The sequence below is a fragment of the Deinococcus sp. AJ005 genome (assembly GCF_009017495.1).
GTDB lineage: Bacteria > Deinococcota > Deinococci > Deinococcales > Deinococcaceae > Deinococcus.
Window position 1 is genome coordinate 2,342,669 of record NZ_CP044990.1, and the last position, 23,943, is coordinate 2,366,611.

The following is a 23,943-nucleotide window of genomic DNA, read 5'->3' on the forward strand; positions in this document are numbered from 1 at the left end:
AGAGCTATGAATTCTCCGCCTCCGGCACGGCGCAGGTCTCACGGTACACGAACTGCTCCAGGCGTTTGCGGTGGCGGCTGCTCCAGTCGATGGTGGGGCGGCTCTGGTCTGCGGGCAGGTAGCCCAGGCGAAACAGGGCCATCAATTCCAGATCGCCCGGTACGGCCAGCAGGTCCTTGATTTCCTGCCAGTGGTGCGGAATCTCGGCGGGCGTGCTGACGAACTGGATACCCATGCCCAGCGCCCCCACCGCGTTCCAGATATTTTCCACCGCCGCGCCCAGCCCGAACACGCTGTAAAAGCCCGACAGCTCGCCGGGGCGGTACTCGGTTTTGTCCAGCAGCGCGGCCAGCAGCAGAGGGCTTCCGGCCACCAGTTGGCGGTTGTCCTCGCCCAGCTTTTTGGGCACACCCAGTTGGCGCATGACCTTCAGGCCCGCGTCGCTGAACACCTGCCGCGTAAACGGCTTGAGCGGTCCCGGCAGATGATCGATGTGGATGCCGTCGCGCTTAGCTTCCATCTCGGCCTGCGAGAAGCGGAAATAGCGGCGATAACGCTCGAAGAACAGCCCCGCATCGATCAATTCGGTCATGCTCTGGCCCGACAGTTCGGCCACCCGCCCGATGGTCTGGGGGCTTTCGATCAGCACGAAACGCCACGGCTGGGAGTTGAAATGGCTGGGCGCGGCCTGCGCCACCCGCATCAGCATGTGCTGGTGTTCGCGGCTGACCGGGTCGGGCCGAAAGGGGCCGTTGGTGGTGCGCCGCCGCAGCATGCCCTCGATCACTGGGGGCGGAACGGTGGATGGAGGGGCAATGGGTGGAGAGGTCATAGGGGCAGGCTAGCAGGCAGAGTTGAACCGTTGCAGGCAATCTGGCCTGTTCCCCACGAGGCGGTGGCAATTAGAGTCGGATCAGCCACTGATCGCCGCGCTGACACCTTGAAAACCTCAGCGCCGGACAAATGGAAATGGGCGGGGTTCCAAACGGCATTTTTCCCGTTCAAGACCCCGCACCTGACCCTTCATAAGCACGCTCTCAAAAAATTGGTTTCCCAGACGTAGGAAAGCGCAGGAAACGGCGTATCCGGGCTATCTGTTGATCAATCTGATGGGACGACCCTTCGGACTGCATTCGCCTTCAGAGGTGTTCGCCGCAGCCCAGCCACCCGTTTACTCCACGCCGAAGCTGATGAACTTCGTTTCCAGGTACTCGTCCAGACCCCAGTGTCCGCCCTCACGGCCCACACCGCTGTTTTTCATGCCGCCGAAGGGCACGTGCGGCGCACCCGCACTCGGCACGCCGTCATTGATGCCCACGATGCCGTACTCCAGCGCCTCGGCCACCCGGAAGGCGCGGCCCAGATCGCGGGTGTAGGCATACGCGGCCAGCCCGTATTCCGAGTCGTTGGCGAGGCGCAGCCCTTCCTCCTCGGTGTCGAACACCACGACGGGGGCCACCGGGCCAAAGGTTTCCTCGCGCAAGATCAGGGAATCGGGGTGAACGTTCGTCAGCACGGTGGGCTGGAAGAACAGGCCGCCCGCCGCCTCGCCGCCCACGGTGGCCGTCGCGCCCAGCCGCAACGCGTCTTCCACCTGCGCCTTTATCTTGTCCAGCCCTGCCTGCTCCACCACCGGGCCGACACTTGTGCTGTCCAGCAGCGGATCGCCCAGCACCAGCGCCCGCGTCTTCTCGGTCAGGATACGGGTAAATTCTTCGGCCACCTCGCGCTGCACATACACGCGGTTGGTGCTGATACACGTTTGCCCGGCGTTGCGGAACTTGCTGCCGACCACTTCACGGGCGGCTTTGTCCAGATCGGCATCGGCGAACACCAGGAACGGCGCGTGGCCGCCGAGTTCCAGGCTGACCCGTTTGATGGTCTTCGCGGCCTGCTGGTACAGCAACCTGCCGACAGCGGTGGACCCCGTGAAGGTCAGCTTCCGCACCCGGCTGTCTTCCATGAACGGCGCGGAAAATTCGGCGGCGGAATTGGTGGGCAGCACTTGCAGGGTATTGAGGGGGCCGCCCGCTTCCAGCCACAACTCGGCCAGATACAGCGCGGTCATGGGACTCTGCTCGGCGGGCTTGAGGACCATCACGCAGCCTGCGGCCAGCGCGGGGGCGGCCTTGCGGGTGATCATCCCAGCAGGAAAATTCCAGGGGGTCACGGCATAGACGATGCCCACCGGCTGGCTGGCGGTCATCCCACGCTTGTGGTCAAAGCGCATGTTGACGCGCTCGCCGCTGATGTTCCCGGCTTCCCCGGCACACCATTCAATAAAGCTGGCGGCGTAATGCACCTCGCCGCGCGTCTCGGTGATCGGCTTGCCCATTTCCAGCGTCATCAGGCGGGCGAGTTCCTCCTTATGGACGAACATCAGGTCATTCCACTTGCGCAGGATCAGGCCGCGCTGGTAGGGATTCACTTTGCGCCAGCTTTCCAGGGCAACTTCGGCGGCGTCGATGGCCCGCCGGGCGTCGTCTGCCGTGCAGTCGGCCACTACGCCGATGCTTTCTCCCGTACCGGGGTGAAAGACCTCGAAGGTCTTAGGGGCGCTGCGCCACTCGCCATCAAAGTAGGCTTTGCTGCGGGTCACGGGATCGTTTTGAATAGTGGTCATAGGGCCTCACTTTCGGCGACAATTGTTGCGCCGGGCACCGGGATGTCCGGCAACAGGAAGAGTTCGGTGGTGAGGGGGTCCGCGCCCAGGCGGGTGAAGTCGGCCTGACGGACGTGATCCTGCCACGAGTGTAGACCCCCAGCACCTGCGCCAGCGTGACGCCCATACCCGGCGCATCCGGCTGACCGACTCCATGTCCACCAGAGGCCGAGAACCCGCGCCGTGTTCAAGCGCAGCGCACCAGACGGTCTGGTAGAAGTGGCAGACTGAGCTGGAACCTGGTTTGAACTGGAATGCAAATACGCCGAAACCGGACCCATCCCCATCACCTCTCCCGAGGCTGAGGATGGGTCCGATCCTTTCCCAAAGAAGTTGCTTTCACCATGCTCCCCATGCCCCCAGCCCGTAAGCAAGTGCGCAGGCCAGCGCCAGCCGCCAGTGTCCCGCACGGCCAGGACGGGTGCGCGGCATCAGCATCAGCAGCGCCAGCGCGGGCAGCAGCCCCCACCACCGCTGCCCCGCTGCGAGGGCCAGCGCCAGACAAATCACCACACCCGCGCAGACGGCGAAGAACAGCAGATGATGTGGGCGGCGTGATGCACCCCTGCGCCAGTCCAGTTGCAGGGACAGGCCCAGTAGGCTGAGCGCGGTCAATAACACGCCGGTCAGCAGCAGGGCGGGGTGATACAGGCTCACCCGGTCAGGATATTCGCCTGCACGGCCCGGCCATTGTGGGCGTATGGTCTGTGATGATGAATCTCAAGCCTGCCCCCCCTCTGCTGGCCGCGCTGGCGCTGTGTTCATTTGCACTGTGTTCGCTGACGGGCTGCCGCAAAGCCGCACAGACAGGCGGCAGCGAGGATCTGGTCTCGAAGGTGCTGTTCACCGCCACCGGCTCCTACGACGCGCAGGCAGACCTGAAGGAACGTATTCCGGGCCTGCGCCGCACCACCTGGACCACGAAACCGCCCCTGCCCGTCCAGAAGATCGTGTTGCAGTACGACAGCAACGCCCGGCCCCTGTCCTGGTTCCTGAACCTGAGCGGCGCGCAGTTCACGGCCCAGTCGCTGGCAGGCGAGGGCGCGGCGCAGGTGCAGACTCCGCAGGGCCAGGGCTGGCGTCCCGCGAAGGGCACCCGGCTGGAAGACGTGCTGATCGTGGCCACGGGCCAGGACAGCATGAACGTTCTGACCCGCGCCTACGTGACCCAGAACGACCCTGCACTCCTGAAGGCGTTCGCGGCGCGCTGAGCGGGGTCTGCACGGAAAGAGGGAGCGGGCTGTCCGGCCTCGCTCCCCCTCTTGTTCGCCCTCCCGCTACGGTCCTTCGGTGTAAATGCGGCTGGGATAGTAATACTTCTGCAAGGTCAGTTTACCCAGGGCCACCAGCGGCACGGCCAGCAGCGCACCCACGAAACCCAGCAAGGAGACGCCGATCAGAATGGCGACCAGCACCGTGACCGGGTGCAGGTCGGTGGTGCGGCTCAGGATGTAGGGGCTGAGGAAATTGCCCTCGATCTGGTTGGCGATCACGAACACGGCGACCACGGCAATCTCGGTGAACAGGACGTTGGGCATGGTCAGCCCCAACAGCAGGGCGGGCGTGGCCCCGATGATCGGCCCCAGATACGGCACGATGTTGAAGGCCCCGGCGATAAAGCCGATGGCGGCGGCGCTGGGCACACCGATCAGGGTCAGGCCCAGCCACACGAACACGCCGATGAACAGCGCGATCAGCAGTTGCCCCCGCACGTAACCGCCCACCGCCGTGCCGATCAGGCCGCTGAATTCCAGGGCGCGCGGCTGCCAGGGGCGCGGAAAGATCGCCAGCAGCGTGGCGTTGACTCGGCTGTAATCGGCCATCAGATAAATGCTGAGCAGCAGGATCAATACGACCTGACCCACCACGCCGCCCACCTGAATCAGGCTGCTGAACAGCGTTCCAGTGGAGTTCAGCGCATTTTTCAGGAGCGGCACCACGTTGTCGCCCAGATTCTGAACATAGCTCTGCGCCGCCGTGATGATCTGCTCGCGGGCGTTGGTCAGGCCGCCCACGCCCCGGTCCGTGAGCCAGCCCGCCAGACGGTCCAGAATGGTGCCCAGTGTGCCGATCTGGTCGGGCAGCTTTTGCACCAGCATGACCAGTTGCCCCGACACCGTGACCAGCAGCAGCCCCACCAGCGCGAACAGTCCGAAGAACAGCAGCACCACAAAGAACACGCCCAGCCCCCGTGCCACCCGCCCGCGTTGCAGCCAGTTCAGGAGCGGATTGGCCAGATAGGCGATTAAAAACGCCACCAGGAAATCCACGATCACGGTATGGACCTGCCCGGCCAGCAGATAGATCAGATAGGCGACCACGGCGAACGCCACGGCCCGCACCCAGGGATTGCGCCACAGGTATTGGAAGGCGTTGGGCGGCGACGCATGCAGCGGTGGATTGATCGGCCCACCGCTGCCGGAGGACACCAGAGCAGGTGGCGCTTCGGCAGGCGGGGCTGCGTCCTGACCCACGATGGGCGAGATCAGCACTGATGGCCCCGTGGTAGATGATCCAGGAGTGGGCGCAGCCTGCCCGGAATTGGACGGACCGGAACCGGAAGATTCAGGGGGAGGATTGTTGGGATTCACTGTCATTCACTGTACGCCACCCAGCACCCCGGCATGACTCACACAGCAGTCCACATCAGCCCACTCTAAAACTGCCGGGTCAGCACCTGCCCGGCCTCACCCAGCGCCTGTTCGGGAGTATCGCCCACCTGTACCCGCACTGACCCCGCGTTCCCGGCGCGGACGCTCACCCCCGGCGGGTACTGCTGAACACTGTCCACTGCTGGAATGCCCTCGAACAACACCTTTCCCCCCCTGTCGGTCACGCGCGCCCACGACTGGCCCACGAAGCGGAGGGCGACAGTGCCAGCGGCAGCAGGAGTAGAGGCGGAAGTGGTCGGAGCAGCGGGCAGTGGAGGCAGCGGCGTCAGCGTTCTGACTCCAGTGTTCAGGTCGGTCAGGACGCTGGGCTGCCGGATACCGGGCGGCGTGACACTGGCGGGCAACGTGGCGCGCAGATTGCGACTCTGTCTCAGATCGATGGTCTGTTTCAGAGGTGTCCGGCCTGCCGCTTCCACGCGCAGTTCGGCCCTGATGCGGGCGTCCACGGGGAACGACAGCACTGGCGTCTGGCCCAGATTGCGGTTATCGAGGTAAACAGCCACGCCGTCCGGCACGCTCTTGACACTCAGGCGCACGGTACCCTGCGGAGGAATGGGCGGGACAGGGGGCGGCGTTGGAGGCGGAACAGGCGCAGGCGTGGGGAGAGCCGGAACCACCAGAACGGGCGGCGGGGGGACGGCGGCTGCCGGGATCGGACGGCTCAGCAGCAGAGTACCGACGGCCAGCAGCAGCACCAGCAGCACCGCAATCAGGGCAATTCGAACCGGCCCCAGCGTCGGCTCACTGGCCCCAGGTGAGGGCGGCCCACCGGGCACGGCAACCTCCCTCTGCGGCTGCGCGGGTTTCGGGGACGGGGGTTTCGGGGGAATGGGGCGGATCAATCGGTCAAAATCGGCCAGCAGCGGCGCGGGGTCCAGCCCCAACTCGCGGGCGTAGGTTCGCAGATAGGCGCGGGCAAAGGTGGCCTCGGGCAGACTGCCAAGCTGAATCTCCTCCAGCGCTTGCAGGTAATCGCGGCGGATGGCGGTGGTCTGCGCCAGCTCACGCAGGGTCAGCCCGCGCGCCTCCCGCGCCTCCCGCAGGACCGGGCCGAAGCACGGCGCAGTATTGGCAACTGTAGGTTCGGTGGGCGCAGCGTCCCCTCTCAGGGTGCTTTCTGGGCGCAGGGGCCTGGTCATGGTTGCCAGCTCACAGTCTCCAACTCACCATCCTCAAACTCACGGTCTCCAAACTCGCAGTGTTCAATCTGAAAATCCAAACTGAAGGAAAGGCTGCAGTTCCCGCTCATCCCTCATAGGGTTTGCCCAGCGCCTTGGGCGCGCGGCTGCGTCCGGTGAAGATCAGGGCCAGGATGGTGATCAGGTACGGCAGCGCCTGCACCAGCGTGGGCGGCAGCAGGTCCCCGCCCCCCAGCGCGATGGACAGCGCCTGAAGGAAGCCGAACAGCATGGTGGCCCCCAGCACCCCCAGCGGTTTCCACTGCCCAAAGATCAAGGCGGCCAGCGCGATAAAGCCGCCCCCCGCGCTGATGTTGCGGACATAGGAATCCAGGTTGCCGATGCTCAGGAACACGCCTGCCGTCCCGGCCAGCACGCCGGACAGGATCACGGCGGTATAGCGCATCCGCTTGACGTTGATACCCATGCTGGCCGCCGCCCCCGGCTGTTCCCCGGTGGCGCGCAGGCGCAGGCCAAACGGCGTGCGGTACAGCACGTACCACGTCACCGCCACCGCCAGGAACGCGAAGTACACGGGCGGGGAGAAACGCAGTTCACCGACGCCCCACAGCGGCAGCGCGTTGGCGACCTTGGGGCTTTCGGTGGAGCTGCCGTACATCGCGGTCAGGATCACGGCAGGCACACCCGTCGCCAGCAGGTTGATGGCCGTGCCACTGATCACCTGATCGGCGCGGTACTTGATGCTGATGACCGCGTGAATCCAGGCAATCAGCCCGCCCACCAGCGCCCCACCCAGCCAGCCTGCCCACGGTGCGGCGGTCCCCAGCACAGGTTCCAGCACCTTGGTCAGCACCGCTCCACCCAGCGCCCCAAAGATGATCAGCCCGTCCAGCGCGATATTGACCACGCCGCTGCGCTCGCTGAACAGCCCACCCAGGGCAGTGAGCAGCAGCGGAACCAGACTGCGGATAAAGGTGGCGAGAAATGCCGCCGTGATCAATTGTGCGAACAGCCCGTCCATTATTTGCCCCCTTCGCGGGTGTTCTCTTCACTGCTCTGGCCGACGTTGGGACTGGGGGTGCTGGCCTGTTGCGCGGCCACGCCGGGCGAGAGTTTGCCACCGTCGTCGGTCCCGGTTCTATCCGTGGCCGCCACCAGTTGCGGCGGCGGCGGGTCCACCAGACGGCGGCTCAGGAAGCCCCCCGCCGCGATGAACAGCACGATCAACGCCTTCAATACGGTCACGATGTCCTTGTTCACGCCGTCCAGTTGCTGGTCCACGTCCACGCCCCCCGTGTCCACCGTGCCGAACAGCAGACTGGCCAGCACCACCCCGGTGGGGGTGTTCTGGCCCATCAGGGCCACGGCGATGCCGTCGAAGCCCACGTTGACCGGCATGTTGCCCTTCAGGCGGTACTCGTCCAGCGCGCCGCCGTTGACGTAATGCGTGCCCGCCAGCCCGGCGAACATCCCCGCCAGCGTCATGGCCAGGATGGTCCCGCGCGCCACGCTGATGCCGCCGTATTCCGCCGCGCGCGGCGACAGGCCCACGGCCCGCAGCGCGTAGCCAGTGGCCGTGCGCCACATCAGCGTGCCGAACAATGCCACGCAGGCCAGCGCGATCAGAAAGGACGCGTTGAGCTGGCTGCCGTTGATGTTCGCCGGAATCCCGATGCGCCATGTCAGTGCGCCCGCCGCCAGCGCAATCACGACGGCGATCAGCCCGCCGTTTTTAACGGCTTTCAGCAGGGGCCGCGCGACCAGCAGGGCGACGACCGCCACCACGATGCCGATGCTCAGAACATAGCCGCCGCCCGCCGGGCCGACATTGAACACGTCCAGCAGGGTGGGAAGCTGGGCCGCCTGCTGCAATTCCTGGCTCTTGGCCTCGAAGCCGGGAGCCTTGAAGGGCAGGGGATATGTTTTGCCCAGAAAGGGAAATGAGTCACTGCCGATCATGAAGATGAACACCGCCGAGGCCACGTAATTGAGCATGATGGTGTTGATGACCTCGCTGGAGCCGAATCTGGCTTTCAGCAGACCCGGAATCGCGCCCCACAGCGCCCCGCCCGCCGCCGCCGCCAGCACCGACAGGGGCAGCAGCGCCCAGCCCAGGCTGGGGGGACCGTACACGCCCATCAGCATCGCGCCGATGGCCCCCATGGTCAGTTGCCCCGGCGCACCGATGTTGAACAGCCCGGTGCGGAAGGCGAAGGCCACGCTCAGGCCAGTGAAGATCAGGGGGGTGGCCAGCTTGAGGCTCGACAGCAGCGGCGACAGGCGGGTAACCGGTGCGAACAGCGTGGAATACACGAAATACACCACGTCGCTCTTGGCCAGCCAGCCCTGCCACAGCGTCAATTCGCGGCCCGAGGGATTGACGATGGGCTGGACCACCAGCACCACCACCGCGCCCACCAGCACCGCCAGCGTGATGGCCGAGACCGGCACCAGCAGTCCACGCATGCGGTTGAAACGGTCCAGCACCCAGGGCCGCGCGCTCAGGCCCGCGCCCGCCGCGATCAGCCCGGCCAGCATGGGCAGAAACAGGCCCAGGTTCATGCCGCCGCCGTCGTAGAAGTTGCGGAGTTGCCGCTTGGCCCCGGCGCGCAGAGTGCTGTCGGCGGCCACCCGCTCGATCTGGGCGGCCAACCCGCTGTCCAGCACCAGCACCGCCGCCACCGCCAGCACGGTGACCAGCAGGCCGGTGATCCAGAACCAGCCCGCGCGGCGCACAGCCCCGATCAGGGTGGCGAGGGTCAGGGCCAGCGTGGCCCAGCCCAGGATCAGGGCGCTGCCGGGCGCGGCCTGCGGGGCCTGCTGGTTGCTGGCGAGATTCAGGACGCTGCCGCTCAGGTGCAGCAGCACGGCGTCGGCGCTGAAGCCCCGGCCCAGCGCGGCCAGTGGAAACAGCAGCATACCGGCGGCGGCCACCGCGCAGGCGATCAGCGCGACGCGAGCCGCGTCCCCGGATGGACGAGAGTGGGTGTTGTGGGTCACGCGGCCCATTGTACGGGGCAAAAACAGGGTTGTGGGCAGTCCCGCGCGGGGCTGGCGGCGTGCGTGCCCCGTGCCTGCCCGCGCCGCGAAAACCCGGGGCGCGGCGGACCGTCCCCGTTTTGCTATTCTCGCTGACGCTATGGAACGAACTTTTGCAATGATCAAACCCGACGGCGTGCGCCGTGGCCTGACCCCCGAAATCCTCGCCCGCATCGCCCGCAAGGGCTACCGCGTGGTGGGCCTCAAGCAGATGACCATCTCGCGCCAGACCGCCGAGAACCATTACGGCGAACATAAGGAGCGTCCCTTCTTCGGTGAACTGGTGGACTTCATCACGGGCGGCCCCGTGGTGGCCATCGCGCTGGAGGGCAACGAGGCCATCGCGGGCTGGCGGGCCATGATGGGGGCCACCAACCCGGCCAACGCCGCCCCCGGCACCATCCGCGCCGACTTCGCCACCACCACTGGCGAGAACGTGACCCACGGCAGCGACAGCAGTGAAAGTGCTGCGCGCGAACTGGGCCTGTTCTTCGCGGACGGCGAACTGCTGAGCTGAGCAGGCCGCAATAACAGGAGCCGCCGGGAAGACAGCATTCCGGCGGCTCCTGCTATTGAGATGATCCAGATTAGCTGCCGGGAGAGCGGGTTCATCAGGCGAGCAGGGGGCATTTCGAGCAGCAGGCCACATTAAGATTCCAGGGAAAGGCAGGCGAAAGCAGTTGGTGGCGATGAGGCGACAGATGGCCCCCTTGTCCCCTCTTAGCACCGCTGTCTATGCATTTTCCGGCATTTCCGGCGGACCATATCCGGGGGCTGTGGAGAGAACGGGAAGGGCGGGGAGAGCCGGGGCCAGGGCCGCAGGCCGCTCTGAAACCTTCCTGTCATGCTTCACGCTTTAAACTCCTGTGAAGTCATGGTCAGCCGCGAAAGCACACTTCAACAACGTCTTCTTAAAAGCCAGCAATACGTGGTGTACGCCGCCAGCCTGACCTATGTCGTGTTCGTGCTGCTGGGGGCGCTGGTCAATCCACCCGCTTCTTTCCCAGAAGCTTTCCAGACGCCGAAGTACGGTTTTGCGCTATTGACGGGCCTCACCTGTCTGGCGGTCTACCTGTGGCCGCTATGGATCCGCACGGTGTATCTGGTGGCCTACGTGGGCTGCCTGCTGTCGCTGACGCTGGAGATTCCGCGCCTGCTGTCGGCTGATCTGAGCGTCATGCAACTGTTCTTGTGGCAGAGCGCCAACGTGATGATCTCCTTTCTGCTGCTGGGATCGCGCTGGGGCCTGGGGGCCAACGTGCTGACCCTGCTGACCATCCTGGTCTCGCTGATGCTGCGGGGTCCGTTCACGGGGGCGCAACTGGCCGACTGGCTGACGGTCTGCCTGACCCTGGCGATCACCGCCTACGTCTCGTACCTGATCATGACCTTTATCGAGGGCAACCTGCTGACCCACGAGGAAGATCAGGGCAAGCTGCGCGCCGCCCGGCAGGACGCCCTGACCACGGTCTACGGGCGCGGCGCAATCGAGGAAGAACTGGAGCGGGCGATGGGCTACTCCCAGAAGAACAACACGCCCATGAGCGTGATCGTGACCGATATCGACCACTTCAAGAGCGTCAACGATCAGTACGGCCACGCCACAGGCGACGATGTGCTGCGAGCAGTGGCCAAGCGGCTGCGGCGCGCGGTGGGCGGCGGCGGCGGCATGGTGGGCCGCTGGGGCGGCGAGGAATTCATCGTGCTGCTGCCCGGTCTGGCCAAGCCCGACGCGCTGGTGGTCGCCGAGCGGCTGCGCCGGGAAATCTGCGATCAGCCGCTGGCAGACCTGAACATCACCGCCAGTTTCGGAGTGGCCTCCTACCGGGGCGTCAAGGACACCACCGACCAACTGTTCGGACGCGCCGATCAGGCCATGTACGACGCCAAGAACGCGGGCCGCAACGCGGTGCGCTGAAACCAGACCAGACCAGTTCAGCCCGGCCCGGCCTCCAGCAGTTCCACCTGCCGCCCGTCCGGGTCCAGCACGAAGGCCATGTCGCGCCCGCCGGGGCTGGGGGTCAGGTCCCGGCTGACCGTCACGCCCGCCGCCCGGAGCTGCGGCAACAGGGCGCGCAGGCCCGTAACATGCAGCGCAATGTGTTCGGCCCAGTGCGCGTGCGGGTGCGGCGACTCGCCCAGAATCTGGAAGAACTGGAGGCGGCCTCCCTGCTGCCCGCCCAGGCGAACCACACCGCGCAGATAACCTTCCGGGGTGGTCAGGTTCTTCTCGGTCACGCCGCCCAGACGCACATAAAAGGCCAGCACAGCGTCCAGATCGGCAGTGAGAAACGAGACGTGTTTGAGCATACCTACAGCCTAGAGCAGTCATATGGATTCCGTCTGTTTCGTGTAGAAATCGGGACAGCGTAGGTCTCTACACTCCACGCCCGGAATTCATTTTTCTCCTTCTCGCTCTGCTCGGATTTCCAGGCGTTTTCAACACCTTTCAATCGGAGTCCGTATCAGGGTTCGAGGATAGAGGATCAAGTCTAGCCACCCAGCCCACGCGAGAAGTTGAAATGAAAAACCCGCCCTCTCGGACGGTGATAGGAAAAATATAGCGTGCAATGCAGATACTGTCAAGTTCATGCGTTGAAAGCCAGAAAAGCTCTCCTGGACGCACTTTTTATCAAGCGGATATCTGGCGGAGTTGCATAAATCCGGGTGGCCCCCTCTGAACAATGGCCGCCCGGACCAGGGAATGTGCAGACGTCATGGAAACAGGCGGACGGTGCCGTCACCCTCTATGCCTGTAGCCGTGAACTGCGCCGTCGTGGCGATGATCCGGCGTTCGGCATCCTGGGTCAAGGCGATCAATGAGCCGGACCCGACGGGCACGTTGCCCCCCTGCGCGGTGTTCCCCAGCACAGTATTCGCTGGCGCGGCCCCGAAGGTCAGGTCCTGCGTCAGGTCTGCGCCAAAACGTGAAACGAACGTGGTGTCGCCCGCATAGCCGCCGAGAACGACGCGGCCATCCGACTGGGGCAGCAGGGCAGTCACGACGGTCTGGAACAGTTGCGCGTTTTCCGGCATCCTGAACTGGAACCTCACGCCTTCCCCAGCCTCTCCCGCCGGGCTGAAGCGCTGGAGCAGGGCGCTGGTGAAAAAGCGCCCGGTGCCGCCGCCCAGCAAAATCGCACCGCCCTTTTCCACAGCCACGGCATGGAAGGTGCTGCGCTCTCCCAGACCGCCCAGCGCAATTCCGTCACCCGAGAAGGACGGGTCCAGCTCGCCCGTCCCCAGATAACGCGCCACCACGGAGCTGTAATTGTTGGCGTCGTACTGGGCCTCACCGGCCACCACGATCCTGCCGTCTGGTTGCAGGGCCACGCCGTACAGCTTGTCGGTGGAGGCGTCACCGCCCGCCAGCAGCGCGTTGAGTGGGGTGGTCACGACACCGCTCCTGCCAAAGGTAAGGTCCGGCCTGCCATCGCTGCCCAGGCGCACCAGCGCAAAATCGTCGTCCGAGAGCGTGACGCCAGGCGCGGGCGAGAAGGGCCGCGAAGCGTACCCCGCCAGCACGATCTGGCCGTCCGGGGCGACGGTCACGGCGGTGGCTGCCGAGCGCACCGGATCGCTGTCGTACTGGCTGGCCGCCACCCCCAGCCGCAGCCGGACCACCCCGCCCAAGCCGAAGCTGGGGTCCAGTGTCAGATCGGGGCGGTAGCGCAGGGCCACCATCTGGCCGTCCGCGTAGCCCACGGCGATGAGCGCACCGTCCGGCTGGAGGGCCAGGGCGCTGGCCGCGCCGTTCAGGGTTGCTGCGCCGTTTGGGGTGGCCGCGCCGCGTGCCAGCACCACACCGGAGGGCGACAGCCGGGTCAGGCCAAAACGCCCCCCCAGCACCACCAGCGTGCCGCCGTTCTCGGTCACGGTGGCCACACCGCCCACGCTGGAGCGGCCCGCCTCCCCGAAGCCGGGATCGCGGGTGCCCGGCTGACCGGTCACCGCCGTTCCGCACTGCAGCCGGGCGTCGGCCCAGTCGGCGTGGTCGTGGGCCAGCCCGTCGCCGCCGTCCGTGACGCTCAGGCGCAGGGTCTGCACGCCGCGCAGGTCCACCACCGCCTGCCGGGCCGGGTCACCGCCGCGTAGGGGGCCGCTGTCATACAGCTTCTGACCGTCACCATAGACCTCAAAACCCACGCTGCCCCGCCCCCCTACCTCCTCGTCCAGACCGAGTTGCGCGCTGAAAGCCGTGCAGGTGCGCCCCAGATCGTAATCCAGGGTCGAGGGCGCGTGAACACCCATGCCCCGGTCAAAGGTGCGGCCAGCAATGGTCAGTGCCCCGCCGTCGCGCAGGCCCTGCTCACCGTTGCTGCGGTCAAACTCCACTGGACCCCAGCCACTCTGCGCCGAGACATACGCCAGATCGCTCAGCCAGACGTCCTTGCCGGGCAGGGCCACCTCGCAGCTCAGGGCGGCGTCTCCCCAGTCGGCGTGATCGTATTCGATCCCGTCGCCGCCGTCGCCCGTCATCAGCCGCAGTTCCCGGATGCCCGCCACGCTCAGGTTCACGGGCAGGGCCGGGTCCCCGCCGCGCCGGACGCCACTGTTAAACAGCATCCTGCCGTCACCAAAGGCCCTGAACTGCACGCTGCCCCGCGCGCCGACCTCGTCATCCACACCCACATGGGCCGTGAAAGTGTTGCACTGCCCACCCAGCGCGTAATGAATCTCGGACGCCGCGTGGACCCCCAGACCTTTGGCGAAGGTGCTGCCCCCCACGCTGAGGGCGCTGCCGTCATCGGCGTTCTGCTCGCCGTTGCTGTGGTCCAGCTCCACGGGTCCCCAGGTATTTGTGGCCGAGGTCCACTGCACCCCGGACAGGAAGTTCTGGCCGTCCGCTGGCCCCTGCGGCTTCAGGCTGGACGCCGCCGTGGGCGAGAACCACGGATAGCTGCGCCCTGCCGCGTAGGGATCGTCCACCGCCAGCTCCAGCCGATCTGTCCAGGGATACTGCTTACCCCCAGCGTAGGGGTTGTCGGCGGACGTGGTGTCTTCCGGGGGAGCGGGATCAGGCAATGGGGGCAGGGGCGGCTGCTTGCCCGAACAGGACGCCAGCAGCAGGGTGCCACAGACAAAAAACAATGGGGCGAGGGATGTCTTCATGAAAGCCTCCAGCCAGAGCAGGGAACAGGTCAACGAAAGGAAAGCGTCCTGCAGATGGGTCTGAGAGTGTTCCCGTAGAAAAGCGTTCCCATAAGAGTGTCTAGAAAAAAGGGTACATCCAGGGCAATGGACTGAATACAGACTTAAGGAGGATGAGGTAGGGGCGCAAAGGCGGCCCGCATTCCACCGCCCCAGCCCAACCGGATGGTAGAAGAACGGTCCCGGCTTCCATGCACCTCATCAGGGGGATGCCACCCCGCCGATTGGGCGTTTGCGGCTCTTACAGCACCCCTGATCAGACCACAGGGTCCTGACCGTGGGCTTTCCTCTGGGCAGTCAATAACAGAACATGAAAGGCCACGTCGCGCAGGGCACAGTTCAGGAGCGGTCAGACGGACGGGACCACTCTAGATTCTGCGTCCCGCAAAAGACCAGATCGCAGTGAACCTGATCACGCCTGTAAGCCATCAATAGCAGCAGAAACCCGTCTGGGCATGTTCCCAGACGGTGTGATGTTGTGGTTTCAAATCAGGCGGATATATGCCGAAGCGACTAACGGAACAGGCGGTAGGTTCCCTGGCCCTGCTCACCATCTGTGGTTCTGCTGGCCGTGGTGGCGACGATCTTATTGTCAGCGGTGTTGATCAGCGAGACGACTAAGCCGCTACTAATGGACACACTGCCACCCGGAGAGCCGCCGAATGTGGTGTCTCGCGTCAGGGCCGGAGTGAAGCGGGCGACATAGGTTCCACTGGAAGAAGAGCCGCCCACGATCATGCTGCCGTCCGTCTGGATGGCCAGACTGGTCACGCTGTTCTGATCAGCCAGTGGATTTTCGGTCACTCTGAACTGGAACTCGGCACTTGGCCCACGCGTCCCGTCTGCTTTGAAACGCTGGATCAGGGCCTGAGTGAAAAACCGTTCTATGCCGCCGCCAGCCACAATCTCACCGCCAGGCAGCAGGGCGACGGTGCGGAAGGTCGAATATGCCCCTCTGGGTGCAAGCAGACCCTGCATGCCAAAACCCGTGTCGGTCTGACCGCTAGAAAGGTAACGGCCCAACACGGCGTATTGCGAAGACGCCACATCACACTGGCCAACCACGACGATCTTGCCATCTGCCTGAAGGGCCAGGGCATACAGGCTCTCGTCCGCTCCCCCCTCTGCTGGAGTGAGCAGACAGTCGCGGTTCAGGGCGGTGAAGGTAAGGCCCTGTGCGCCGAAGCCAGCGTCTGCTAGGCCGTCGCCCTGCAAGCGAACGAGGGTCAGATCATAGCTGGTGGGGCGCAGGGTGGCCGTCTCATAACCCGGCTGGTAACGCTGGGCATAGCCAGCCAGCACAATCTTGCCATCTAGCTGGATCACCACGTCATTTGCGGCCGAACCGGTCCTGCCTCCGAAATCTCCAGTCTGGCTGAGGGTGAGCCTGACCACGCCGCCCGTGCCGAAGCTGGGGTCCAGCGTCAGGTTGCTCAGGTAACGCACGGCCACCATTTCACCGTCCATCTGGCCTGCCACGACAAGTTTGCCGTCGGGCTGACGGGCGATGGCATTGGCCTCGCCGCCCGTCATGGCCGCGCTCTGGGCCAGCACCGCGCCAGAAGCGGACAGCCGCGTAACCTTGAAATTCGCGTCCAGTACGGCCACCCCACCGCCGTCCTCGGCCACCACGTCCACACCGCCCACATCCACACGTCCGCCACTGCCGAAGCCAGGATCGAGGGTGCCGGGCGACTGGGCCTGCGCAGGCTTCACACAATTCAATTTCGCGTCGGCCCAGTCGGCGTGATCGAAGTTCATGGTGTCGCCCGCGTCGGTCAGGGCCAGCCGCAGCGCCCCGACGTTCTTCACGTCCACCGAAATCTGCCGGGCCGCGTCGCTGCCGCGCACCACGCCGCTGTCGAAGAGTTTTTTGTCGTCGCCGTAGACCTGAAAGACCACGCTGCCCCGGTCCCCCACCTCGTCGTCGATACCGATGCTGGCGGTGAAGGTGGTGCAGGCCCCGCCCAGGTCATAGTTCAGCCCGGCGGCAAGGGTGGACGAGGCATGGACGCCCAGCCCCTTGGTGAAAACCTGCCCGCCGATGGTCAGCGGTTTGCCGTCGAACTGGGCCTGCTCGCCGTTGCTGCGGTCAAACTCCACCGGACCCCAGCCGTTGGTGGCCGAGACATACGGCAGCTCAGACAGCACGACGTTGCCCGTGGGCTGCGCGGCCACGCAATTCAGCGCCGCCTCGCCCCAGTCGGCGTGATCGTAGAAGTTGTTGTCGCCGCCATCACTGACCACCAGTCGCAGTTCTTTCACTCCGGCCACGCTCACGTCCACCGGCAGGCTCAGGTCCCCGCCTCGCCGAACGCCGCTGTCGAACAGCATCTTGCCGTCACCGAAGACCCTGAACTGCGCGCTGCCCAGCTTGCCCACCTCTTCATCGATGCCCACGAAGGCGGTGAAGGTGTTGCACTGCCCGCCCAGCGCGTATTTGATCTCGGACGCGGCGTGGACACCCAGGCCCTTGGCGAAGGTGCGCCCGCCGACCTTTAATCCAGCGCCGTCCCCGATGTCCTGCTCGCCGTTGCTGCGGTCCCGCTCAATGGTTCCCCAGCCGCTGGTGGCCGAGGTCCAGTCCAGGTCTGAGAGGAAGTTCTGGCCACCGCTGAGCGCCTGCGCCTGCGCGCCGGATGCGGCGACGGGCGAGGACCAGTCGTAATTGCGCCCGTTCGCGTAGGCATCGGCACCGGGAGCGTCCAGGCGGTCTGTCCAGGGATACTGCTTGCCCCCGGCGTAGGGGCTGCCAGCGGGCAGGTTGCCTTCAGGCGCGGGAGCGGGAATGGGCGTGGGCGTCTGGGAGCAGGCGGCCAGCAGCAGGGCGGTGCAACCGAGGGCAAGGGGAATGAACTTTCCAGTCATAGGTCTCCAGATTAGTTGGGCAATACGCAGATTTTGGGCCAGAGAGGTAGGCGGGATGGCGCAGTATGACAGTTTTCTTACATGTGGAATGCTTAAGACCCAAGTGAGTTCATGAGACTTGGCTGCCTTCCTGTCCTGGCCTGACCGCTCGTTCGGGGTCATCCCGCCCCGGCAGCAGTGGAAGAGTGCAGCCTATGGAATACCGTGAACTCAAAGGAACAGACCTGACCGTCAGCGCCGTGGGCTTTGGCGTATGGACAGTGGGCACGACGTGGTGGGGCGTCAAGGATGAACAGATGGGCAAGCGCCTGCTGCGCGAGGCGTATGACCTGGGCGTGACCTACTTCGACAATGCCGACACCTACGCCTCTGGCCGCGCCGAGGAAATGCAGCGCGAGGCGCTGGGCGACGTGCGCGAAAAAATTGTCATCGGCACCAAGTTCGGCTACGACATTTACAACAACCCGGACCGTCCGGGGCAGCAGGAGCGCCCGCACGACTGGACGCCCGCCTACCTCCGCAAGGCGCTGGAAGGCAGCCTCAAGCGATTGGGCACCGATTACATCGACTTTTATCAGCTTCACAATCCGCGCGTGGACGCCATTGCGCTGGACGACCTGTGGGCCGAACTGGACAAACTGAAATCCGAGGGCCTGATCCGCGCCTACGGCACCGCGCTGGGGCCTGCCCTGAACGAGCGGCAGATCGAGGAAGGCATCGCCACCGTGCGGGACCGCCACGCCCCCACCCAGATCATCTACAACCTGCTGGAGCAGATGCTGGGCGAACAGATTCTGCCGGTGGCCGAGGCAGAGGGCGTGAGCATCGTGGCCCGCGTGCCGCACGCTTCCGGGCTGCTGGAAGGCTTCATGACCAAGGACACCGAATTTGAGCCGGGCGATCACCGCAACTGGCGCATGACCACCAACGCGAAGAAAAAGGCGTGGATGGAAGACGGCCTGAAGAAGGTGGAGGACTTGCAGCAGTTCGTCAATGGGCGCACCATCGGCCAGCTTGCCATTCAGTTCGCGCTGCACTCCCCGATGATGGCGAGCATCCTGCCCAACATCTACGATAACAAGGGGCTGAAGGAATACGTCGCCGCCTTCGGTGCCAGACCGCTGGGGCAGGACGAATACGACGCCATTCAGACCCTCTACCGCGCCAACTTTGGTTTAGAACATGACTTGCGCGGACAGGCGGTGGCCCAGTGAACGACAAACCAGCGAGCGAGGATAATCAGACGCCCCAGACTCCAGCCACGCCCCCCGCCGGACGCCCCGCAGGTGGGGGCCGCCCCAAGATGATGGTGGACATGGACCCCAGCGGGCAGGTCACCGGACGCGAGTCGGACCGCAGCAACCGCCAGTTCATGAACTACGCCTTCTTCAAACTCGATCCGGCCTTTCGCCGCCTGCCGCAGGCCGAGCGCGACGAGCTGAAGGCCGAGTTCCTGGCTGCCGCCGAGGGCTGGGTGGCCGACGCCCCGGCCAGAAAGGGGCTGATCCTGCGCCCGTACTCGCTGGTGGGCGTGCGCGGCGACGTGGATTTCATGCTGTGGCGCATCGCCTTCGACGTGCGCGAATTCACGGAGGCGCAGGCCCGGCTGAACCGCACACGATTGATGGGCTACCTGACGCAGCCGTACAACTTCGTATCCATGAACAAGCGCAGCCAGTATGTCAACCGCGTGGACGGCAGTGGGCACGGGCTGGAAGTGCTGCCAGGGCAGGGGCAATTCCTGTTTATCTACCCCTTCGTGAAAACGCGGGCGTGGTACGACCTGACGCCCCACAGCCGCCAGGGCATGATGGACGAGCATATTCACGCCTCGGTGCCGTTCAAGGGCGTGCGGATCAACACCTCTTACAGCTACGGCATCGACGATCAGGAATTTGTGGTCAGCTTCGACAGCGATTACCCGCAGGAATTCGTCGACCTCGTTCACCGCCTGCGCTACACCGAGGCCAGCATATACACCTTGCAGGACACGCCGATGTTTACGTGTGTGAAAAAGGAACTGGCAGGGGTGCTGGACGATCTGGGGTAATTGGACCACCAATAAAGCAGGATCTGTCAGGTAATGGGATCAAGTCACCCATCTTCGCTTTCACTGCAAATACAGGCAGAGTGATTTTGTGTTCTGGCTGAGAGGGGAGAACGTTGACTCCTCTCCCCTCCCAGCCTCCCACGCAAGGCGAGAGGGGCTGGGAACGCCATTTTCATCGGCACTACTCCTTCCTCGCCGCCTACCCGTCCACAAAAATATCCAGCGGCAGGAAGGCGCTGACCGTGTAATTCGGCGCGTCCACCACCTGACTGATCTTCAGATCGACGCAGGCGCTGGACAGCACGTAGGCCTGTTCCAGGCTGAGGCCGCGCGCGGTCAATCGCCGCAGCAGGGCGCGCAGGGCAAGACGTGCGGCGGTCATCAGGTCTGGATCGTGCCCGGTGGTGGCGTGCCAGCGCGAACTGGTGCCTCCGTGCGTGGGCGTGAGGAATTCAGGCGTGGTCAGGCCCGCACCTTTTTCCAGCCCGACACGCAGTGTAATCTGGCCCGCCATCTCGATGCCTGTGCCCGACAATTCGCCGTCGCCCTGCGCCGCGTGTAAATCGCCCACCGAGAGCAGCGCGCCAGGAACTTCAACCGGCAAGAACAGCGTGCTGCCCGCCACCAGTTGCCGGATGTCCATATTGCCGCCCACCTGCCGGGGCGGCGCGGTGGGGTGGGGGCCGTCCGCAGCGGGCGCGACCCCGATCACACCCGGAAAAGGCGCGAGCGGAAGGCGAATGCCGGGCAGAAAATCCGTGTGGGTGCCTGCCCGCAGATCCCAGAAATGCGTGTAGGGTTGCAAGCCTTCCCCGGCCAGCACGGCGTCCAGCAGGCCAATGCCGTCCGGGCGGCAGGCGGTCCAGCCCCAGGCGGCAGGCCGGACTTCCAGAATGTCGATCTTCAGGGCGTCGCCGGGCTGGGCACCTTCTACAAACACCGGGCCAGTCAGCGGATGTCCGCGCGGCGCATCACGGGCAGGACGGGCATCGGCGCGGATCAGGGCGTCCAGCGCGGCAGGGACTGTCAATTCCCCGGCCACCACCCGCCGCGCCACCCCACCGTCCGAGGCGTCCAGCGTGTCGAAGGTGAGGGTGTCGCCGGGCCGCACCCGTAGCGCAGGCGGCAGCGCACGGTCCCAGACGGTGTGAATGAACTGGGCGCTCAGGTGATGGTCAGTCATGCGGCACAGCCTACCGACTATTCTGGAAAACAATGCTCAATCCACACGCCGCCCTCCCCTTTTCCGCCGCCGTTCACCCGGACGCCCGCCCCGCCGCCCGCCTGACCTGGGACTCGCGCGAGGCTGGCCCCGACGTGGCCTTTGTCGCCCTACCCGGTGAGACGATGCACGGCAACCGCTTCGTGGACTCGGCGCTGGCAGCGGGCGCACCCTTCGTCCTTACTGATCTGGACGTGCCACGCGCCGTACGGGTGCCGGATGCCTGGGCAGCGTTAAAGGCCTGGGCGCAGGCCGAGCGGGCAAAGAATGGGCGGGTCATTGGCATCACGGGCAGCGCGGGCAAGACCACCGCTAAGGCGTATGCGGCGGCGGCGCTGAAAGCCCACTTCATGCCCGTGTACAACACGCAGCCCGCCATCGCCTGCTTTCTGATCGAGTTCGGAGCCTCCGCAGGGCCACTGGTGGTAGAGATGGGCATTGACCGCCTGGGTGAAATGGCCGAACTGGTGGAACTGGTGCGCCCGGACGTGGGCGTGGTCACGGCGATTGGCCCCGCGCATCTGGAGCAACTGGGCAGCATCGAGAATATCGTGCGAGAGAAGGGCGAGATTCTGCGCGGTGTGCGCGGACTGGTAGGCGCTCAGGCCGCGCCGTTCTACAAGGGTACGGAGAGTTACGGCTTTGGGGACGTGAAGCACGCCGGGCAGGGCCTGGAGGTCACGCCGCAGGGCGCAACATTCACTTTTGAGGGAAGAGAAGTCACCCTGCCTCTGGCTGCCCGCGTGCAGGCCGAGGCAGCGGTGCTGGGGCTGCTGCTGGCGCGGGAAGCGGGTCTGGATTTAGAAGAGGCGGCGGCGCGGCTCTCGGAGGTCAGCGTGCCGGGTGGCCGCTACCGGGTCCACGCGGGGCGCTTCACAGTGATCGACGATGCCTATAACGCCTCGCCTGTGGCCGTCTCTGCCGCGCTGGACGCCCTAACGGGGATGCCAGGGCCAGGCCGCCGTATCAGCGTGCTGGGGCGCATGCTGGAACTGGGAGACACGGAGCAGGAGCTGCACGCGCAGGTGGGCCAGGAGGCGCGGGCAAAAGCGGACCTGACCTACGGCGTGGGCGCATTCGCCGCCGAGCTGGGCGAACGGGCGTTTGCCACGGTACCGGAACTGACCGCCGCCCTGCTTGCAGAAGTCAGGGACGGCGACGTGGTGCTGATCAAAGCCAGCCGAGGCATCAGCTTTGCGCCAGAAAAACGCGCACAGGAGGGCGTGGGACTGGACGTGGTGGTGGACGCGCTACTTGAGATGAGGGACAGGATTCAGTAACGGGCCTGTATCCAGTAACGGGACAGGGTTCAGTTGCGGGACAGGATCAAGGAGTCCGGCGCTGGAAACTGATCCAGATACGCCAGCGCCCGCTCCCACACACCCGGCGGAAAATAGCCGGGGGCGGCGTGATCATTGGCCGCACAGAATTCGGCCATTGGCACGGTGATGTCCTCCACGCCACCCTGCCAGTATGGGGCGTAGGCGGCGTGGTGGCGGCGCAGCAACCCCGCCTCGGACACGTAGCCCTGGGCATCAAATGCGGTCTGGCCGTCTGTGACGTAGATGTGGCTTCCGTCGAAATCGGGGGTGGGGTAGATGAAGCGGGGCCGGAAGCCTGCATGCGGATACGTTTCCAGAAAGGCGAAGGCCAGGATCTGGCACGCCCCCGCCGAGAAGAAGGCGACATCCGGGCGCTGGTAGCTCAGACGCGCGCTCTCAAACTGATCGCGGGTCCGGGCGAAGTGGGTGATGGGCTGCCTCATGTACCCCAGCCTAATGCCGGGAACAATGACTGTGATGCGCCGCCTCTTGCCACTGTCTTTGGGTCTGCTGCCGCTGGTGGCCTGCGCCCCAGCTCCAGCCCAGTCTCAGCCCGTCCGTCCGGCTGCCGTCGCCGCGCCCGCTGACCCAGGTTTCCGGGCTGCCTTTGCTCCCGAAGGCGTGGCCTGGGTTTCGGGCGGGCGGGCCTGCGTGGCGCGTGTGCCGTCATACCGCGTGAGCTGCCCCAACCTGCCCCCGGCGGTGGACGTGGGCTGGAACGGCGGGGACGCCTGGGCCGCCGTTCCGGGTCTGGGCGCGGTGATCACGCTGGACCGCGCTGCCCAGACCGCTCAGGTAGGCCGCGTGGTGGCCCTGAGCAATACCCGTGCCTACCGCGAGGACGGCACTGCCGTGACCTACGCGGGAGCGGCGGCGCGCGGCGTGATCGGTGCGCCGTCGGCGGCCATCACGGGCGGGGGCGGCCAGGATTACGTGCTGCTGGGCGGCAAGCTACTACGGGTAGCCGACGGCGCAGTGCTGGAAACTAGCGCGGGGCCGTATCTGCGCGCCACGCCCACCGGCGTGACATCGGCAGACGTTCCCGGCGTGACCACGGACTTCGGCACCTACCGGTTGGCGAACGGCGAGTTGCAGCGGCTGGACACGGCGGGAGGTGTGGTGGGCCGCGTGCCGCACGGGCCAGGAAGAATTGGGCTGGTGGGGGGCGATGTGGTCACGGTCAGCCCGCAGGGTGGGGTGCGCGTCTTCGGTGTAGACCTGCGTGAGCGGTAACAGCAAGTGGGGGTGGGGGGCTGGATACACCTGCCCGATTACATCTGCCCTGCGTGAATTGCTATGTACGAACTACCATGCGTGAATTGCTATGTACGAACTACCCTGCGTGAATTGCTCTGTGTGAACTACCCTGGGCCACCTGTTCTGTACCGATGATCAAGTCCAAACTGCACACACCCCTCTCTTCGCCCACATCCGTCTATTCAAGGCGGCCAGCGCAACCAGCGTCACATCCATTCCAGGCCATACTGTTCGGCGGGTCAGCTCTGCGGGGGCGTCTTCCCGCTCTTTCAACTGCCTGAATCTCCCCGAGGCCCTTCCACACACTTCTTAGAAAAGAGACTTTTTATTAACGCTTTCTGTTTTTTACTGCGTGGCAGAAAAACGGTCTCCATGCGTTCAGACCGCCCAGCGCATTCTGAGAGCCAGGCACGGTTTTTCACCGTGTCAGAGTTCGGTAAGCGCCGGAGTGGTTGCATGGAGGGGCCTATGGTAGCCGCAGCGTTCTGTCTTCCCGCCCGCCGTCCTTCGTCCCTTTTCCCCGTCTGGAACAGCTCCCGACAGATGAGCGCCTGCTAAAAT

The 23,943-nt window shown here is 65.2% G+C and carries 19 protein-coding genes; 7 read left to right on the plus strand and 12 right to left on the minus strand.

Annotated elements, in window-relative coordinates; genetic code table 11:
* Positions 1–4: 4 nt before the first annotated feature.
* The 3 genes from DAAJ005_RS13280 to DAAJ005_RS13290 all read right to left on the minus strand — a co-directional run bounded on the left by DAAJ005_RS13280 (position 5) and on the right by DAAJ005_RS13290 (position 3,319).
* Positions 5–832, minus strand: a complete 828-nt coding sequence (locus DAAJ005_RS13280) for a nitroreductase family protein (RefSeq protein ID WP_151847530.1) — start codon at positions 830–832, stop codon at positions 5–7.
* A 339-nt stretch (positions 833–1,171) separates the two neighbouring features.
* On the minus strand, positions 1,172–2,623 hold the full coding sequence (locus DAAJ005_RS13285) for an NAD-dependent succinate-semialdehyde dehydrogenase (protein WP_151847531.1): 1,452 nt from the start codon (positions 2,621–2,623) through the stop codon (positions 1,172–1,174).
* Positions 2,624–3,001: 378 nt separating this feature from the next.
* Positions 3,002–3,319 (minus strand): hypothetical protein, encoded by a 318-nt coding sequence (locus DAAJ005_RS13290; protein WP_151847532.1) that lies wholly within the window; start codon positions 3,317–3,319, stop codon positions 3,002–3,004.
* A gap of 56 nt (positions 3,320–3,375) precedes the next feature.
* Between DAAJ005_RS13290 and DAAJ005_RS13295 the strand changes: the two genes are divergently transcribed.
* Positions 3,376–3,873, plus strand: a complete 498-nt coding sequence (locus tag DAAJ005_RS13295; protein ID WP_226342426.1) for a hypothetical protein — start codon at positions 3,376–3,378, stop codon at positions 3,871–3,873.
* Between the two features lie 66 nt (positions 3,874–3,939).
* Here DAAJ005_RS13295 and DAAJ005_RS13300 read toward each other — a convergent pair whose 3' ends face one another.
* From DAAJ005_RS13300 to DAAJ005_RS13315, 4 genes are all read right to left on the minus strand, one after another.
* The gene (locus DAAJ005_RS13300) at positions 3,940–5,055 is read right to left on the minus strand and encodes an AI-2E family transporter (RefSeq protein WP_226342695.1); all 1,116 of its coding nucleotides are present in this window, start codon (positions 5,053–5,055) and stop codon (positions 3,940–3,942) included.
* Between the two features lie 263 nt (positions 5,056–5,318).
* Positions 5,319–6,473 carry a helix-turn-helix domain-containing protein gene (locus tag DAAJ005_RS13305; RefSeq protein WP_151847534.1) on the minus strand — a complete coding sequence of 385 codons (1,155 nt, stop codon included), beginning with the start codon at positions 6,471–6,473 and terminating at the stop codon, positions 5,319–5,321.
* A 106-nt stretch (positions 6,474–6,579) separates the two neighbouring features.
* Positions 6,580–7,494: an ABC transporter permease gene (locus DAAJ005_RS13310; protein ID WP_151847535.1), complete on the minus strand. Its 915-nt coding sequence runs from the start codon at positions 7,492–7,494 to the stop codon at positions 6,580–6,582.
* Complete coding sequence (locus DAAJ005_RS13315) at positions 7,494–9,473, minus strand: ABC transporter permease (protein ID WP_370519716.1); 1,980 nt, start codon at positions 9,471–9,473, stop codon at positions 7,494–7,496. The genes DAAJ005_RS13310 and DAAJ005_RS13315 overlap by 1 nt, the downstream gene beginning before the upstream one ends.
* Positions 9,474–9,612: 139 nt before the next feature.
* Between DAAJ005_RS13315 and ndk the strand changes: the two genes are divergently transcribed.
* Both ndk and DAAJ005_RS13325 read left to right on the plus strand, forming a co-directional pair.
* Positions 9,613–10,029: a nucleoside-diphosphate kinase gene (gene ndk, locus DAAJ005_RS13320; protein ID WP_029479986.1), complete on the plus strand. Its 417-nt coding sequence runs from the start codon at positions 9,613–9,615 to the stop codon at positions 10,027–10,029.
* Positions 10,030–10,386: 357 nt separating this feature from the next.
* Complete coding sequence (locus DAAJ005_RS13325; protein WP_226342427.1) at positions 10,387–11,430, plus strand: GGDEF domain-containing protein; 1,044 nt, start codon at positions 10,387–10,389, stop codon at positions 11,428–11,430.
* 17 nt (positions 11,431–11,447) lie between these two features.
* On the opposite strand, the gene DAAJ005_RS13330 is transcribed toward DAAJ005_RS13325, so the two are convergent.
* From DAAJ005_RS13330 to DAAJ005_RS13340, 3 genes are all read right to left on the minus strand, one after another.
* Complete coding sequence (locus tag DAAJ005_RS13330; protein ID WP_151847536.1) at positions 11,448–11,822, minus strand: VOC family protein; 375 nt, start codon at positions 11,820–11,822, stop codon at positions 11,448–11,450.
* A gap of 405 nt (positions 11,823–12,227) precedes the next feature.
* On the minus strand, positions 12,228–14,624 hold the full coding sequence (locus tag DAAJ005_RS13335) for an NPCBM/NEW2 domain-containing protein (RefSeq protein WP_151847537.1): 2,397 nt from the start codon (positions 14,622–14,624) through the stop codon (positions 12,228–12,230).
* Positions 14,625–15,176: 552 nt separating this feature from the next.
* Positions 15,177–17,531: an NPCBM/NEW2 domain-containing protein gene (locus DAAJ005_RS13340; protein ID WP_192930762.1), complete on the minus strand. Its 2,355-nt coding sequence runs from the start codon at positions 17,529–17,531 to the stop codon at positions 15,177–15,179.
* Positions 17,532–17,725: 194 nt separating this feature from the next.
* On the opposite strand from DAAJ005_RS13340, the gene DAAJ005_RS13345 reads away from it, so the two are divergent.
* Positions 17,726–18,745, plus strand: a complete 1,020-nt coding sequence (locus DAAJ005_RS13345) for an aldo/keto reductase (protein ID WP_151847539.1) — start codon at positions 17,726–17,728, stop codon at positions 18,743–18,745.
* 89 nt (positions 18,746–18,834) lie between these two features.
* On the plus strand, positions 18,835–19,581 hold the full coding sequence (locus DAAJ005_RS13350; RefSeq protein ID WP_192930958.1) for a chlorite dismutase family protein: 747 nt from the start codon (positions 18,835–18,837) through the stop codon (positions 19,579–19,581).
* 199 nt (positions 19,582–19,780) lie between these two features.
* Here DAAJ005_RS13350 and DAAJ005_RS13355 read toward each other — a convergent pair whose 3' ends face one another.
* Positions 19,781–20,764, minus strand: a complete 984-nt coding sequence (locus tag DAAJ005_RS13355) for an acetamidase/formamidase family protein (RefSeq protein WP_151847541.1) — start codon at positions 20,762–20,764, stop codon at positions 19,781–19,783.
* Between the two features lie 32 nt (positions 20,765–20,796).
* Between DAAJ005_RS13355 and murF the strand changes: the two genes are divergently transcribed.
* Positions 20,797–22,083, plus strand: coding sequence for a UDP-N-acetylmuramoyl-tripeptide--D-alanyl-D-alanine ligase (murF, locus tag DAAJ005_RS13360; RefSeq protein WP_151847542.1), 1,287 nt, complete (start codon positions 20,797–20,799; stop codon positions 22,081–22,083).
* A 29-nt stretch (positions 22,084–22,112) separates the two neighbouring features.
* On the opposite strand, the gene DAAJ005_RS13365 is transcribed toward murF, so the two are convergent.
* Positions 22,113–22,568, minus strand: a complete 456-nt coding sequence (locus DAAJ005_RS13365) for a hypothetical protein (RefSeq protein ID WP_151847543.1) — start codon at positions 22,566–22,568, stop codon at positions 22,113–22,115.
* 13 nt (positions 22,569–22,581) lie between these two features.
* Here DAAJ005_RS13365 and DAAJ005_RS13370 point away from each other — a divergent pair, with 13 nt between their 5' ends.
* Positions 22,582–23,358, plus strand: a complete 777-nt coding sequence (locus tag DAAJ005_RS13370; RefSeq protein ID WP_226342428.1) for a hypothetical protein — start codon at positions 22,582–22,584, stop codon at positions 23,356–23,358.
* Positions 23,359–23,943: the final 585 nt, after the last annotated feature.

What these genes read in the sequence shown, in the direction of transcription:
- DAAJ005_RS13280 (WP_151847530.1), bottom strand. Translation starts at nt 832, where the DNA reads ATGACCTCTCCACCCATTGCCCCTCCATCCACCGTTCCGCCCCCAGTG.
- DAAJ005_RS13285 (WP_151847531.1), bottom strand. Translation starts at nt 2,623, where the DNA reads ATGACCACTATTCAAAACGATCCCGTGACCCGCAGCAAAGCCTACTTT.
- DAAJ005_RS13295 (WP_226342426.1), top strand. Translation starts at nt 3,376, where the DNA reads ATGAATCTCAAGCCTGCCCCCCCTCTGCTGGCCGCGCTGGCGCTGTGT.
- DAAJ005_RS13305 (WP_151847534.1), bottom strand. Translation starts at nt 6,473, where the DNA reads ATGACCAGGCCCCTGCGCCCAGAAAGCACCCTGAGAGGGGACGCTGCG.
- DAAJ005_RS13310 (WP_151847535.1), bottom strand. Translation starts at nt 7,494, where the DNA reads ATGGACGGGCTGTTCGCACAATTGATCACGGCGGCATTTCTCGCCACC.
- ndk (WP_029479986.1), top strand. Translation starts at nt 9,613, where the DNA reads ATGGAACGAACTTTTGCAATGATCAAACCCGACGGCGTGCGCCGTGGC.
- DAAJ005_RS13325 (WP_226342427.1), top strand. Translation starts at nt 10,387, where the DNA reads ATGGTCAGCCGCGAAAGCACACTTCAACAACGTCTTCTTAAAAGCCAG.
- DAAJ005_RS13330 (WP_151847536.1), bottom strand. Translation starts at nt 11,822, where the DNA reads ATGCTCAAACACGTCTCGTTTCTCACTGCCGATCTGGACGCTGTGCTG.
- DAAJ005_RS13335 (WP_151847537.1), bottom strand. Translation starts at nt 14,624, where the DNA reads ATGAAGACATCCCTCGCCCCATTGTTTTTTGTCTGTGGCACCCTGCTG.
- DAAJ005_RS13340 (WP_192930762.1), bottom strand. Translation starts at nt 17,531, where the DNA reads ATGACTGGAAAGTTCATTCCCCTTGCCCTCGGTTGCACCGCCCTGCTG.
- DAAJ005_RS13345 (WP_151847539.1), top strand. Translation starts at nt 17,726, where the DNA reads ATGGAATACCGTGAACTCAAAGGAACAGACCTGACCGTCAGCGCCGTG.
- DAAJ005_RS13350 (WP_192930958.1), top strand. Translation starts at nt 18,835, where the DNA reads ATGATGGTGGACATGGACCCCAGCGGGCAGGTCACCGGACGCGAGTCG.
- DAAJ005_RS13355 (WP_151847541.1), bottom strand. Translation starts at nt 20,764, where the DNA reads ATGACTGACCATCACCTGAGCGCCCAGTTCATTCACACCGTCTGGGAC.
- murF (WP_151847542.1), top strand. Translation starts at nt 20,797, where the DNA reads ATGCTCAATCCACACGCCGCCCTCCCCTTTTCCGCCGCCGTTCACCCG.
- DAAJ005_RS13365 (WP_151847543.1), bottom strand. Translation starts at nt 22,568, where the DNA reads ATGAGGCAGCCCATCACCCACTTCGCCCGGACCCGCGATCAGTTTGAG.
- DAAJ005_RS13370 (WP_226342428.1), top strand. Translation starts at nt 22,582, where the DNA reads ATGCCGGGAACAATGACTGTGATGCGCCGCCTCTTGCCACTGTCTTTG.